Annotated in this window: 9 protein-coding genes and 1 tRNA gene; 9 read left to right on the top strand and 1 reads right to left on the bottom strand. The window is 64.3% G+C overall.

Features of this window, described 5'->3' with window-relative positions:
- The first annotated feature begins 41 nt into the window (after nt 1-41).
- Nucleotides 42-773: a hypothetical protein gene (locus tag OIN59_RS06345; protein WP_274108259.1), complete on the top strand. Its 732-nt coding sequence runs from the start codon at nt 42-44 to the stop codon at nt 771-773.
- A 203-nt stretch (nt 774-976) separates the two neighbouring features.
- Entirely contained in the window at nt 977-1,954 is a 978-nt protein-coding gene (locus tag OIN59_RS06340; RefSeq protein ID WP_274108257.1) for a GMP reductase, read from the top strand.
- 30 nt (nt 1,955-1,984) lie between these two features.
- On the opposite strand, the gene OIN59_RS06335 is transcribed toward OIN59_RS06340, so the two are convergent.
- Nucleotides 1,985-2,866: an alpha/beta hydrolase gene (locus tag OIN59_RS06335; RefSeq protein WP_274108255.1), complete on the bottom strand. Its 882-nt coding sequence runs from the start codon at nt 2,864-2,866 to the stop codon at nt 1,985-1,987.
- Between OIN59_RS06335 and OIN59_RS06330 the strand changes: the two genes are divergently transcribed.
- The 7 genes from OIN59_RS06330 (at nt 2,793) to bcsQ (ending at nt 14,849) form a co-directional block, all read left to right on the top strand.
- Complete coding sequence (locus OIN59_RS06330) at nt 2,793-3,959, top strand: NAD(P)-dependent oxidoreductase (RefSeq protein WP_328517974.1); 1,167 nt, start codon at nt 2,793-2,795, stop codon at nt 3,957-3,959. The genes OIN59_RS06335 and OIN59_RS06330 overlap by 74 nt on opposite strands.
- An 83-nt stretch (nt 3,960-4,042) precedes the next feature.
- Nucleotides 4,043-4,118 (top strand) — tRNA-Lys (locus OIN59_RS06325).
- Nucleotides 4,119-4,615: 497 nt separating this feature from the next.
- The gene (gene bcsB / locus OIN59_RS06320) at nt 4,616-6,991 is read left to right on the top strand and encodes a cellulose biosynthesis cyclic di-GMP-binding regulatory protein BcsB (protein ID WP_274108252.1); all 2,376 of its coding nucleotides are present in this window, start codon (nt 4,616-4,618) and stop codon (nt 6,989-6,991) included.
- Entirely contained in the window at nt 6,984-8,138 is a 1,155-nt protein-coding gene (gene bcsZ / locus OIN59_RS06315; protein WP_274108250.1) for a cellulose synthase complex periplasmic endoglucanase BcsZ, read from the top strand. The genes bcsB and bcsZ overlap by 8 nt, the downstream gene beginning before the upstream one ends.
- Nucleotides 8,135-12,043 carry a cellulose synthase subunit BcsC-related outer membrane protein gene (locus tag OIN59_RS06310; RefSeq protein WP_274108248.1) on the top strand — a complete coding sequence of 1,303 codons (3,909 nt, stop codon included), beginning with the start codon at nt 8,135-8,137 and terminating at the stop codon, nt 12,041-12,043. The genes bcsZ and OIN59_RS06310 overlap by 4 nt, the downstream gene beginning before the upstream one ends.
- A 1-nt stretch (nt 12,044) precedes the next feature.
- Nucleotides 12,045-13,865: a BcsE family c-di-GMP-binding protein gene (locus OIN59_RS06305; RefSeq protein ID WP_274108246.1), complete on the top strand. Its 1,821-nt coding sequence runs from the start codon at nt 12,045-12,047 to the stop codon at nt 13,863-13,865.
- 192 nt (nt 13,866-14,057) lie between these two features.
- A complete protein-coding gene (gene bcsQ / locus OIN59_RS06300) occupies nt 14,058-14,849 on the top strand; it encodes a cellulose biosynthesis protein BcsQ (RefSeq protein WP_274108245.1) in 792 nt (263 codons plus the stop codon).
- The last annotated feature ends 48 nt before the right edge of the window (nt 14,850-14,897 follow it).

The following is a 14,897-nucleotide window of genomic DNA, read 5'->3' as shown; positions in this document are numbered from 1 at the left end:
AGCCATTGTAGAAAGCACCCCGCCCCACGCTGCCCCACACCATGAAAAACACTGCCCTCACCCTGGCCAGCCTGTGGCTGGCACTGGCGCATGCCCCCCAGGCGCTGGCCCAGGCCAGTTGCAGCAGCGATGGCACCCCAAGGCCCGTGGCCGTCTTCGAGCGCTTCATCAGCGCCGACTGCGAGGCCTGCTGGGGCGATGCGACCACCCCGGCACCATCGGCCCATGCCAGTGCCGTGGTGCTGGACTGGATCGTGCCCGGCAAGGCGGGCGATGAAGCGCCCTTGTCGGCGGCGGCCACGGCCGATGCCCTGCCCCGCCTGCAGGCTCTGGGGCGCAAGCCCCCCGCCACCACCGATGTGTATGTCAACCCGGTCGATGGGGCAGAACGCGCCCAACTGCGTGTGGCCCATGGGGTGGCTTTCAACGACTACCTGGGTACGGGCATTGCGTTCACCCCGTCCCCTGCAGCGCCGCAGCGCAAGACAACGGCCACGCCCCTCGCCCATTCCTTCTACCTGCTGCTGGTGGAGTCCATCCCCGCAGGCACCGAAGGCACGGTCGTGCCCCGCTACATCGTGCGCAACCAGTTCGATGGTTCCTGGACCCAGGCCCACCGGTCTGCACGCAGCAAAGGCAAGCCGTGGGCGTGGATGGAGACCCGCTCCATGCGCATCCCTGATGGCGCGCAGGCCGAGCGGCTGCACCTCGTGGGCTGGGTGCAGGACGCCTCGGGTCGCATCGTGGCGGCAGCCCAATCCGTATGCAGGTAATACCAGGGCCGTTATGACGGCCATCTGGCAGGCGGGTAGAATCAATCACCGGGCCCAAGTTTCTTGACGCCCGGTTTTTTGTGCCTGTGCAACCAGGGTTCGGTGTTGGCTTTCACGCTGCCACCCACAAAGCCGGTCCCAAGCCAAGCGCCCACCGCGGCAAAAATCGTTTTGCCGCGTCCTTCACTGGAGCTTGGAATCTCATGGAAATCTTCGACTACGACAACATCTTGCTGCTGCCCCGCAAATGCCGCGTGGAAAGCCGCTCGGAATGCGACGCCAGCGTGGAGCTGGGCAGCCGCCGCTTTCGCCTGCCCGTGGTGCCCGCCAACATGAAGACGGTGGTGGACGAAAGCATCTGCATCTGGATGGCACAGAACGGCTATTTCTACGTCATGCATCGCTTTGACCTGGACAACATCCAGTTCGTCAAGGACATGCATGCCAAGGGCTGCTATGCGTCGATCTCGCTGGGCGTAAAAAAACCCGACTACGACACCGTGGACCAATTGGTGGCCCTGGGCCTCACGCCCGAGTACATCACCATCGACATTGCCCACGGCCATGCCGACAGTGTCAAGAACATGATCGGCTACCTCAAGCAACACCTGCCCAAGGCGTTTGTGATTGCCGGCAATGTAGCCACCCCCGAAGCCATCATCGACCTGGAGAACTGGGGGGCGGACGCGACCAAGGTAGGCGTGGGTCCGGGCAAGGTGTGCATCACCAAGCTCAAGACGGGTTTTGGCACGGGCGGCTGGCAGCTCAGCGCGCTCAAGTGGTGTGCCCGCGTGGCCACCAAACCCATCATTGCCGACGGCGGTATCCGCAGCCACGGCGACATTGCCAAGAGCATCCGTTTTGGCGCCAGCATGGTGATGATCGGCTCGCTGTTTGCGGGCCATGAAGAATCGCCCGGCAAGACGGTGGAGGTGGATGGCGAGTTGTTCAAGGAGTATTACGGCTCTGCCAGCGATTTCAACAAGGGCGAGTACAAGCACGTCGAAGGCAAGCGCATTCTGGAGCCAGTCAAGGGCAAGCTGGCCGACACGCTGATTGAAATGGAGCAGGACGTGCAAAGCTCCATCAGCTACTCGGGTGGCACCAAGCTCATGGATGTGCGCAAGGTCAACTATGTGATCCTGGGCGGCGACAACGCAGGTGAACACCTGCTGATGTAACCCAGCGCCCGCGCGCGAATCAAGGCGCGGTCAGGCCCGCAGCAGGTTCTGCGCCATGTGGTGCAGGTCATGGCCGGGCTTGGCCAGTGCATCCACGATACTGAAGTGATTCAGCCCCGGCAAGGCCACGCTGCGGGGCACACAATGGCTGCCCCAGGCGTCCTGCATGAGCTGGTTCTGCCGCAGGAACTCGGGGCTTTCATCAGCCCCCACCGCGCAATACAGCGTGCCAGTGGGCGGTTCCAGCAAACGCGCGGGGCTGCATTGCAGCACCTGTTGCTCGGTCAGGTGCAACACCGACTGGTACATGGGCGTGTGCATGATGGGTTCGAGATCGTGCACCCCAGAGATCGACAGCGCATTGCGCACCAGGCCATCGGGCAGGCCCTTGCCGATGAGAGGCCACACGCTGGTGAGCAGCAGGGCTGCCAGTTGCCCACCGGCAGAGTGCCCCGCCACGGTGATCCGCTTTGGGTCCCCCCCATGTGCGGCAATGTGGTGCCACACCCAACCCAGCGCCGTCTCCATCTGCCGCGCGATGTGAGGAATGGTGACCGGAGCCTCCGGAGTGCCCGGGCACAGCGCGTAGTTCACCACCACCACACAAAACCCGGCCTGGGTAAAAGGCGGCGCGATGAACGAGTGGTCGGATTTGTCGAGCGACCGCCAGTAGCCGCCGTGGATGAACACCAGCACCGGCACCGGCCCACCTGCGGCGCGAGCGGACGGGAACACGTCCAGGGTTTCCCCGGCCCCCGTGCCATAAGCCACATCCAGCGCGCAGGGGACACTGGCGCGCACCTGGGCGGAGTCTTGCGCCCAGCGCTGGAAGTAGTCCATGTGGTCGGGAACCAGGGCACGGTTGTTGTACATGCGCTCCAGCCAGGCGGGGTCGTACAGGGGCAAGGTCATGGGCAATGGTCTCCGTGTAGTGAGCGGCATTCCGCGCGATGCGGCCGCCCCTCAAGGGCCTTGCAAGCGCAGGAACGGCACTGGTTCTGCAGAATCATCTGGCCAATCGCCGCATGCTGCAAGCTCCGTGACAGACTGGCGCACCAAAAAGGCACATGATGGCAACAGAGACGCCCCTGAATTCCCCTCTTCGCAGCAGAACAACGCCATGACCACCACACCGCTTCGCATCGCCGTTCTCGGCATTGGCATGATGGGGTTGCCCATGGCCAGGCGCCTCAGCGAAGCAGGCCACCAAGTGCATGCATGGAACCGCACCCGCGCCAAGGCGGAACCGCTGGCGCAGTGGGGTGTGACTGTGCATGGCAGCCCTGCCGATGCCGTCAAGGACGCAGACATTGCCATCAGCCTGCTCGAAAATGGCCCAGTCGTGGGGCGGGTCCTGTTTGAACAAGGCACCGCCCGGGCGATGCGCCCAGGCTCTTTGTTCATTGACATGGCCTCCATCCAGCCCAGCGAGGCTCGCGACCACGCGGCCCGCCTGGGCGAGCTGGGCCTGACCCACCTGGACGCACCGGTGTCGGGTGGTACCGTCGGCGCCGAAGCCGGCACCCTGGCCATCATGGTCGGCGGACGGCCCGAGGACTTTGCCCGCGCCCAGCCCGTGTTTGCCAGCCTGGGGCGCGCCACGCATGTGGGGCCACACGGTGCCGGGCAGCTAGCCAAGCTGGCCAACCAGATGATTGTGGGCATCACCATTGGTGCTGTGGCCGAAGCACTGCTGTTTGCCGCCAAGGGCGGCGCCGACATGGCCAAGGTCCGTGAGGCCATCAGCGGCGGTTTTGCCGACAGCCGCATCCTGCAGCTGCACGGCCAGCGCATGGTCGAGCGCGACTTTGCCCCCCGGGGCCGCATGGCCGTCCAATTGAAGGACATGCGCAACGCGCTGGCCACCGCCCAGGAGACAGGTTTCGACGCCCCCATCACCGCGCTGTTTGAGGCGCTGTACGCCGAGGGCGTGGACCACGGCCTCGGCGAACTGGACCACAGCGGCCTCTTTGTCGAACTGGCCAGCCGCAACGCGATGCAATAATTTTTTGACCCGACTTGCGAGATGCACAAAAATTAGTGCATAATTCGAGGCTCTGCAGCGATGCAGACAAATTTAAAAGATTTGGGTTCTTAGCTCAGTTGGTAGAGCAGCGGACTCTTAATCCGTAGGTCGAGTGTTCGAGTCACTCAGGACCCACCAAATCAAGCCGCAAGGCACAAAAAGCCTGCTACCCATAAGTAGCAGGCTTTTTTGTTTCCAGACCAATTGCTTCCCCGCCCGTGGCGGCCCAGGCCCCATGGCCCGGAGTCGTCCACCGACAGCACCATCGTCTGGCCACCTGGGGCCCACGGCCCCGGTGTCCGCCCTCTACGGGTGGCAACGGATGTGTCTTTGCAAGAACCGCCGCGTGCTCTGCCCGCTGTCAGCCCGCCATGGAGCATGCCGCCCGTCATACCATGGTGACCCGATAGCGCCACAGACGCGCACCGATTTTTCGAACCATGAATCCAAGCCCCCACGCTCCACGTACCTACTGCAGTCAGGCAACAACGCAGTCGGCGCAGCAATTGCAAACAAATGTCATGCGAAGTGGCACGGCACGGCCTCATCGATACACTTTGTCATACAAGTGACACCGCCCGGGCATGGGACCGATGCGTCTCATCCACCAGGTGCGAGCCAGCAAAAAGAACACTGTGAAATCCACTTCCGCCACCCGCGCACTCCCCCTTTTTATCGCGTTGATCACTGCCGGGCTGATCTCTGCCCCCGCTCCGGAAGCCAGCGCCCAGACAGGCAAGGCCCGCAACGCTGCGGCCAAAGAGAAGGCGCTGACCCGCCAGGAGCGTGAGGCGGCCCGCACCGCGCCGACCAGCGACAGCACGAGTGAAACCAGCCCGTTGGTGGCACCAGCGTTGCCTGCGCGGCAGTGGAAAGTCAGCCTCAAGGAGCTGGGCGTGGGGCGCCCTATTTCCTTGCGCGGCGTGGAGAGTGAAGCCAGCGTGGGAGTGGGAGTGCGACGCGACGAGGTCGTTGAGGCCGCCAAGCTGCGCCTGACCTTCACGCTGTCGCCTGCGCTGATCCCGTCACTGTCGCATCTCAAGCTGATGCTCAATGACGAAACCTTGCAGACCGTGGTGCTGGATAAGGAACGCCTAGGCACTCCACAGACGGTCGAGCTGAACATCGACCCCCGCTATTTCACGGACTACAACCGGTTTCGCTTCCAGTTCATCGGCCACTACACGATGGAATGCGAGACACCCACCCATTCCAGCCTCTGGGCCACCATTAGCAACGACAGCCAGCTGGAGCTCTCACTGCGGCAGATTCCGCTGCGCAACGACCTTGCACTGCTGCCCGCTCCGTTTTTTGACCCACGTGACAACCGCCCTGTGAAGCTGCCGTTTGTGTACGGCAGCCAACCCAGCACCGGCACACTGAAGGCGTCGGGCTCCATTGCCAGCTGGATCGGTATGCTCGCTGGCTACCGGGGCAACCAGTTCCCCGTGCTGGAGAACCAGTTGCCGCGCTCGCACGCCGTGGTCCTGGCCACCAATAGCCACCGTCCCGCGTTCCTGCAGGACATGGAGCCAGTGACTGCGCCCACGATCTCCCTGATCAACCACCCCGAGGTGCTGGGCGCCAAACTGCTACTGGTGCTGGGCCAGGACGACGCGCAGCTACAGATGGCTGCCGACGCCCTGGCTCTGGGCAAAGCGGTGCTGTCAGGGCAGACCATTTCGGTCAAGTCGCTGGACTACCCGGCCCTGACCAAGCCCTACGACGCGCCTCGCTGGATCACCAACCAGCGGCCGGTGAAGCTGGCCGAGCTGGTGGGCAACCCCTCGGACCTGCAACTGCGCGGCACAGTGCTCAACGACACGGTGAACATTTACACCCGCATGGCCCCCGACCTGTTCACCTGGAACGCCAAGGGCGTGCCGCTGGACTTGGCCTACCGTTACACCCCGAGCAGCGTGTCGGACCATGGCAGTCTGAACATCTCCATCAACAACCAGTTCATCCAGTCCTACCCCCTGCAGTCGCGCGAAGAACGCACCAGTGGCAAGAACACCGTGATGCTGCCCCTGTTCGACGATGGCAACGCACAAAACCGCTCGGACCTGAAGATCCCCGCCTTCATGATCGGCGGCGATAACCAGTTGCAGTTCTCGTTCCAGATTCCGCCGAACGACCTGGGACGCTGCAAGTCCGCGCCCCCCACCGAGCTGTTCGCGGCCATCGATCCGCAATCCACGATCGACCTGACTGGTTTTCGCCACTACCTGGCCATGCCCAATCTGGCGGCTTATGCCAACAGCGGCTTCCCGTTCACCCGGGTGCCTGATCTGGCGCAGACCTCCATCATCTTGCCCAACCGGCCCAGCACGGCCGACATAGAGGTTTTCCTGACCTCCGTGGGCCGCATGAGTGCATCGACCGGTTATCCCGGCACTCGCTTTCAACTGCTGCGAGCCGCAGACGCCAACAAGGCAGGTGACACAGACATCCTGATCGTGTCCCAGGCCGACAGCGATGGCCTGCTGGAGCAATGGCAGAGCCACCTGCCAGCCCTGCTGGCCGCTGGCACCCGGTCGGTGCAGCCACTGGAACGCGCCCTGGGCTCGTTCATCGAGCTATTCAACCTGGAATCCGAGCATCGCCTGTCCGCCTCCGGGGGGCAAGCCGTGCTGCAGGGCACAGGACCACTTGCTGCGGTCACCGGGTTCGAGTCGCCCTTGCAAAGCGGACGCAGTGTGGTGGCGCTCACGGCCACCGACAAGGATGCCATGGGACTGCTGAGCCAGAGCCTGAACGATGCGGGCAAGATCAAGAGCCTGCGCGGAGACCTGGGGCTGATGCGCGGAGACGCCATCGAGAGCTTTCGCATCAAGCCGGTGTACTACGTGGGCGACCTGCCGTGGTGGCAGCGCCTGTGGTTCCACTTGCACAGTCACCCCTTGCTGCTGGCGTTGGCAGGCATTGCCACGGGTCTGCTGCTGACCTTCATCATCTACGGCGCCCTGCGCACCATGGCGCGCCGCCGACTGGCATCCCCGCATGACTGATCCCATCCGTCGGCGTACCGCCCTGCAGGTCGGCGGCAGTGCTGCGCTGCTATCCTGGCTGCCCAGCCTCAGCGCACAGCCACAGCCCGCTGCAGACCGCCCCGGGTGGCCCGCCTGGGAGGCGTTCAAGGCACAGTTCATCAACGCAGGCGGCCGCGTCATCTCGGACGATGCCGAAGGCGGACAGACTTATTCCGAAGGCCAAGCCTACGCTTTGTTTTTTTCGCTGGTAGCCAATGACCGGGCCTCCTTCGACAAATTGTTGCGCTGGACCGAAAACAACCTGTGCGATGGAGACCTGACGGCCCGTTTACCCGCCTGGCTGTGGGGTAAACGCCCCGATGGCACCTGGGGTGTCATCGACAGCAACGCGGCCTCTGACGCCGACCTCTGGATCGCCTATGCATTGGGCGAGGCAGGCCGACTGTGGAACGTGCGCAGCTACCGTGCACTCTCGGCCCTGCTGGCCGCACGCATCCTGCGCGAGGAAACCGCCGACCTGCCAGGCCTGGGGCTGACCCTGCTGCCCGCCCCCCAAGGGTTTGTACAAGACAATGGCCGTTGGCGCCTGAACCCCAGCTACATGCCCTTGCACCTGATGCACTGGCTGGCCGCAGTAGACCCACAGCCCGAGTGGAAGCAACTGGCGGATAGCTCGCTCAAGATCATCCAGGGCGCGTCGCCCAAGGGCTTTGCCCCCGACTGGACCGTGTACGACGCCAAGCAGGGCTTTCTGGTGGACGACAAAGGCAAGGAAAAAGGCCAGGGCAGCTACAACGCGATTCGCGTCTATCTGTGGGCGGGCATGCTGCACGCCAACGCACCTGATCGCAAGGCCCTACTGGACAATCTGCAGCCCATGGCGCGCTTTGTGCGTGAACAGGGTTACCCGCCAGAGTCCATCAATATCCTGACAGCCCAGGCCTCGGGCCCAGCCCCGTCCGGGTTCTCAGCAGCAGTCCTGCCGTTTTTGCGGGCTGTGGGGGATGACCGCGCCCTGCAATCGCAGCGCATGCGGCTAGAGGCTCGCCCCTTGCGCCCTACTGCCTACTACGAACAAATGCTCGGCTTGTTTGGACTTGGCGCCATGGAGGGGCAATATCGCTTCACGGCAACTGGCCAACTCACTGTACGGTGGAAACCGTGAGCCGCAGTACCCGCCGCTGGCTGCCCTCACTGACCCTGCTCGCCACGGCCTGTCTGCCCGGGCTGCAAGGCGTGTATGCCAGCACTCCGCCCGCCATCGAGGCCGAACTGCTCAGCGGCGCCCGCATGTGGGCCAGCAAGAATCGCCCCGATATGGCTCGACAGTTGGTGGACAAGCTGCTGGCCATGGACCCGAATTCCCCGGAAGGTTTGGCGACGCTGGGCGACTTGGCGCTGCGCGAGAAGAAAAACGATGAGGCTCAGCGCGTTCTGGCCACCTTGCGCGCGCGCCACCCGGGCCACGCACTGACCCAGGAGTTGGAAACCCTGATCCGCGTCTATGGCCCCGACCGCGAAAAACTGGCCCAGATGCGCCTGATGGCGCGCGCAGGCCGCAAAGCCGAGGCTGCCGACCTGGCGCGCGAACTGTTTCCGCAAGGCCCGCCCACACTCGGTGGCCTGGCACTGGAATACCACCAGATCATGGGAGCGACGGCCAAAAAGAGCACCGAGTCCCAACGCCAGTTGGCCAGGCTGTACCAGCAGACCGGAGAATCCCGCTACCGGCTGGCACAACTGGAGCTGCGTATGTACCAGGGCGAAAACCCAGCGGCAGTGGCGCGGGAAATCGAGACCCTGGCAGAGCAGCCCGACACGAACGCCCAGCAACTGCAGGACCTGTGGCGCCGCGCTCTGGATCGGTTGGCCAACACACAGGCCAACCTGCCCCGTGTACGCGCATTCCTGCAGCGCTACCCCGCTGACACGGTGATGGTGGAACGACTGGCGGCCATGCAGCAAGCGGTCGAGCGCGCAGCGCGCGCGGCCCGTGATCCCGCCAACATTGCCCGCCAAGCAGCGCGCGCCGCACTTGATCAAGGCAACGTTGAGCTAGCGGAAGAACAGATCCAGGCGACGCTGGCCTTGAGACCCCAAGATGGTGAGAGCCTGGGCAACCTGGGATTGATCCGCCTGCGCCAGGGTCAGCATGCGCAGGCGCAGGAATTGTTCGGCCAAGCCTATGCGCTGACGCGCCAAGGCCGGTGGCAGGAACTGCAGGCTACCGCCAAGTTCTGGGGACTGCTGCGACAGGCCGACAGGGCCATTGAACAGGATGAACTGAGCACTGCGGCCAGCCTGACCGACCGTGCGCTGCAGATGCAACCCCAGAGCGCCGACGCCTTGACCACTCTGGCGGGCATCCGCGATCTGCAGGGCGACCATGCACTGGCGGAAGACCTGTACCAACAAGCACTGCGGCAGGAGCCCGATGGCACATCCGCCATCAAAGGCTTGGCGAGCCTGTATGCCCGCACTGGCCGGGTGAGCAAAGCGTTGACCCTGCTGACAGAGGCCGCCGCGCGCGATGCAGCGCTCGCCGAAAAACTCTCCAGCGTCCAGGCGGATGTGCTGGTGGCCCAAGCCGAGGACGACCTTCGGGCCCAGCGCCTCGGCCCCGCCCTGCGTGCACTGGAGTCGGCTGTGGTGCTGACCCCAGACGATGCATGGATACGGCATCGCCTCGCGCGTGTTTACCTGCGCCTGGGCCGTCCTCAGGAAGCGCTGCACGCCATGGATGAAGGCGTTGCGCGCACTCTGTCTGGCACGACCAATGCAGAGATGTTGTATGCCCGTGCACTGATACGTTCGGCCCTGGACGATGACAACGCGGCCCTGGCCGACATGCAACGAATCCCCGCCGCCGATCAGACAGACTCCATGCGCGCGCTGGTGCGACGCTCCAGCGTCAAGTCGCTGGTCGCCAAAGCCCTGACGACGCAGACCCCGACAGACGCAGAGGCGTTGCTACGCCAGGCAGAACAAGTCGCAGGCAATGAAGCAGATCTGCTCTACACCGTGGCCAATGCCTGGTTTCGCCGTGCGCAGCCCGCAGGTGGCGTAGCCGTCTTCGCCCGCCTGGCATCCCGCGTACCCACGCTGGCGCCGGACACTCAACTGGACTACGCCCAATTGCTCAACCGGGCCGAGGACGATGCCGGGCTTGCCGAGCAACTGCCACGCCTGCTGCAAGCCAAGGGCTGGAGCGCCGAGCAAGAAGCCCGGCTGGTTGCGCTGTACACAGCGCACCAGGAGCGGCTCATCGAGCAGCAGCGGCAGGCGGGTCGCGCTAGCGAAGCCTCGCGCTTGGCACGCAAGGCGTTGCCGCTACCTGACACACTTTCTACACCACGCCAACGCACCCAGGCCCAAGCGCGGTTGCTCATGGCCGCCGCCGAATACGCCGATGCCGCCCAGTTGCTCCGCCCCCTAGCACTCACGCAGCCCGACGATCTGCCGGTGCGCATGGCGCTGGCTGACGCCCTGTCGCGACTCCAGGATTCAGGCGCCGCGCGGGCCGCAGCCGATGAGGCTGCGTGGCTGAAAGACCGACTCCCGCCCGGCGATGCGGGGCAACAACTGGCTCTGCTGCGCATCTGGCAACGCATCGGTCGCATGGACGAAGCGCAGGCATTGGCCGCCCGTTTGCTGGAGGCCTTCCCGCAGGACAGTGACGTGTTGCTGCATGCGGCGCGCCTGGAGCGGGCCAACCGCAACTACGCGCAGGCCATGGTGTTCTTCCGCAGCGCCCTCATGCTGGAGACACTCGGTAAGGCCCCTACACCCGCTACGGCACCTGATACCCAAGTATCCAACGACCCAGGCCACCCGCTGGCTCTTCAGCAGAGTTACACACTGTCCGCACCCGCAGACGCTGCCGTGGTCGCCAAGATTCAGGGCGAAATCGACGCCATTGAGGCACGACGCCAGCCGCGGATCGAAGCGGGACACCAGGCGCTGAGCAAGCGCTCCACCGACGGCATCTCCAGCCTGCGTGGCTGGGAGCGCCCTGTGGTGGCGTGGATGCCGCGTGGCTATGACGGACACTATTTCTTGCACGTAGATCGGGTACAGCTTGATGCGGGCAATCTTCCCGCTGACGGCCCAGACTTGCTCACTTATGGGCAAGTGGCGGCATCGCCACCAGGGTCTCCCTTTGTCACGGAGCTGCGCCAACGTGGCCAGGGCACCAACCTGGGCTTCGGCTATGTGAAGGATGACCTCCAATGGGACATTGGGGCCACCGGAGTCGGTTTTCCGGTGACCAACATGGTAGGGGGCCTGGCCAAGACAGGTGATCTGGGCCGCTACAGCTACAAGCTCGAAGCGTATCGGCGTCCCATCACCGGTAGCCTGCTGTCGTATGCAGGGGCACGCGATCCCATCACGGGACAAATTTGGGGTGGCGTAGTCGCTACGGGCGCTGCCGGTCGCCTGTCTACCGATATCGGTCCTTACAGCACCTCGCTCAGCCTGAGCCTGGCGGCCCTCACGGGCAAGAATGTGGAAAAAAATACCCGCATCCAAATGCGCTGGGCGCTGGACCGCGATGTCTGGCGCCACCGCTATAGCGTGGTCAATCTCGGGGTTGCCGTGTCGGCCTGGCACTATGGCAAGGACCTGTCCGAATACAGCTTCGGCCATGGGGGCTACTACAGCCCGCGCAACTACGTCTCCGTCGCCCTGCCGCTGGAGTGGAGCGGACGCCGCGGCGCATTGACCTGGGTGGCACGCGGATCTGTCTCTGTTTCGCGCAGCAGCAGTGGCGACAGCGACTACTTTCCACAGAGCGCGCTCCTGCAATCCCTGGCGCGTGCGCGCCTGGCCGCCGATGGCGGCGTTCCGGTGTATGCGGGCAGTTCGGGCTCGGGTTTCGGGCGGTCGTTCCGGGGGGCGCTGGAGTACCAGGTCACGCAACACCTCGCACTGGGTGCGCAGCTGGAACTGGACCGATCGGCCTACTACGCGCCCACCAGTTTCATGGTGTATGGCCGCTACCGCTTTGAGCCGACAGGGGCTCCACTGGACAACCGCCCAAGGCCGGTGCAGACCTATTCCAGCTTCTGACATGTCCCTTGCCCCCTCATCCCCACGCAATGGCGCATCTGTCCAGGGAGTGCTGCGTTCGCTTGCACGGCGCCTTCGGCCCTCCTCGCAAGCGGCCGATGTCTCCCACCAACCGACCACCATCGGCATTGCAGGTCTGCCGGACGGCATCGGCCAGTTGCCGCCCCATGTGCCCGTCTCTCTCGTCGCTACCGACAGCCGAAGTGCGGCGGCATGGTTGCCCGCACTGATCGAAGATGCTCTGTCCACCGGTCCCGTGGGGCTAGTGGCGTCCAGCACGCAATGGTTGGACGAATTGCTGAAGCGCCCCACTGTACGAGCGGCCTACCGCGCAGGGCGGCTCAAGCTCTGGATGCTGCTGCCTGACTTGCAGGCGCAGGTTCAGCGCGATGGCCTCAACCCACTGATGCAGGAGCTTGAACGCACCGGCCTGCAACCACAGCACGCGCTCTATCTTTGCAACGCGCAGAGCCTTTTGTCCGGGCTGAGCGTGGCCCAGCTCGCCCGGGTCAGCGATCAGCTCGACGCCCTGTGCCGCCGCCGGCAGCGCCCAGTCGTACTGGGATTCTCGCCGCCACTCGATGCCGGAGCGCTACTACCAACGCTGCGCAATCTGTGTCAGATGTCGATGCACATCGCCGCAATGCACGCTGACGCCGACCGCTGGCGCCTCAGCCTGGACCGCTGGGGCTCGGATGCGGGAGCCATTTTTCAGACCACATTTGGACTGACTCACGACGTCAGCATGGAACGCCTGACTGCCGATGGCACCCGCACCCAGGGCCCCATCGCAGAGCTGGTGACGGCAGCAGACCAATGGAGCGTGTTGGCAACCCGCGCGTCAGTAGAGGGCCAGCGCGGAGTGCCCGGCCACTGGCGCATCGTGGGTGGCCTGGAGGATATCGAGGTGGCAGCGGCCACCTGCGTGGCCGCCACAGTGCTGATCGATGCGGGCATGGCGAGCGACTTTGAGGCCCTAGCGCGCCTGGTGCATCAATTGCGCCTCTCACGCCCCCCCACACTCAAGATCGTTGTACGCGAAAACCTGGGCAAGTTGCGCACCCACAGCGAACAGGCCCTGCTACAGCTGGGGGCCAGCACGGTGGTGTACAAAGAGGTGGGGTTTTCGCGACTGCTGCAACTGCTGCAGGACATCAATGCCCAGAGCCACACCCGCAAAGTGTCCCCCGACTACGCACAGGCGCTCGACAGCTTCATGCCCCCCCGCGAGCGCGGCTACCACGCCCCTGCGCGGTTCTGCGCACTGGTACGCGGCATGCTGGACCGTACCCACGGCATTGGTCTGTCACACAGTCTGGTGCGGCTGAACATGCTGGACCAGATGCCGCACCTTGATGCGTTACGCGCCTGCCATACCTCGCGCGATGGCGACCTGTTCACTGCCGACCACGAAGCTGTCTACGTGTTTTTGTTTGCCTGCCGCGAGCCCGATGTGGAACTGGCACTGCAACGTGTGTTTGCGCTGCCTCTGACCCAGTTGTTCACCTCACAAGCCACAGACTGCTCAGAGCCAGGCATACGCGCCATGACCGACCAGCTGCAAGAGTCCCTTCGCACGGGCGTACCCGACTACAGCGCCATGTTGGCCGCCGCCAGCAATCCCATGCCTGTGGCAAAGACTGCTAACCCTGTGAAGCCCGTGCCGCAGGAGCGCACTGATGCGCCCACACTGCCCTCGCAGGACAGTGCAGCGCCCCAACAGCCCATCGCGCCGCCACACTCCGTGATGAGGCTGCGCGTGCAGCCCCATCCTATTGCACGGCGTGCCGTGCCGCGCCCCCTCGGGAGGACGTCTGCATGACTGCATGGATGCTCGTTTACGTGCTAATGGGCGTCTTGCTGGCATGGCCATGCGCCTGGCTGCTGCGTCGCGTGCTGCAGGCGCACCAACCGCTGCGCTGCGTACAGCCCTATCAGCCCCACCTAACGCCAAGCGAATCCCCCATTCCTCCGCAAGGCGGGATGAATGAGGTTCCATGAACAAAGAGTTTGCATGCGCGTGATTGCTGTCGTTTCGCCGCTCGGCGGGTCCGGGCGCACCACCCTGGTCGCACACCTGGCGTCCCTGGGGGCCCGTCAAGGTCAGCCCACCCTGGCCGTCGAACTCAGTGCCCAGAATCTGCTGGGCATACACCTGGGCATGTCCACCCCTGCCCCGCAGGGATGGGCGACACTCGCCACCCAGGGCTTGTGGTGGGCGGACGGTAGCTTCGACAATACTGACGGCGTCGGCGTTCTGCCATTCGGTCCGGCAGCGCCCGAAACCATCACGAAGCTCCACAAGCTGCTGGATGCCAACCCACGGTGGCTGCAAGACCAGCTGGAACTGCTCGACGTGCCAGAACACTGCACGGTACTGCTGGACACACCGCAATGGCCCTCGCCGCTGGCAGATGCCGCCCTGCGCTGCGCCGATACCGTTTTGGTGGTGCTGGAAGCATCTGCGCGCGGATGCGCCAACGCTGAGAACATACGCGCCATGCTGCAGGCATCGCCAGCAGCTCCTGATGCACAGTGCATCGCAGTGGCGCGTTTTGATCCACGCCGGGCATCGCACCGTGAGGCACTCAGCACCCTGCGCCAACAGTGGGGAGACCAATTACTGCCCTACACCGTGCACGAAGACGAAAACCTTTCACGCGCGCTGGCCGCATCGCAGTGCGTGAACAGCATGGCGCCGCAGGCACAGTCCGCCCACGATCTCCAGGGAATCTTCCACTGGCTGTTCGCTGTGCCTTCATTACAGCCGCGGCCTGCACCGGTGGCTGGAGTTGCCCAACCATGACGGCCCAGGCTCCTTCCGGCTCCACAACGCCCGCACAAGCCCCTGACC

Origin of the sequence: Acidovorax benzenivorans, assembly GCF_028680575.1 — a bacterium.
Lineage (GTDB): Bacteria > Pseudomonadota > Gammaproteobacteria > Burkholderiales > Burkholderiaceae_C > Acidovorax > Acidovorax benzenivorans.
The sequence above is the reverse complement of the archived record's forward strand: the minus strand, read 5'-3'. Positions and strand labels throughout refer to the sequence as shown.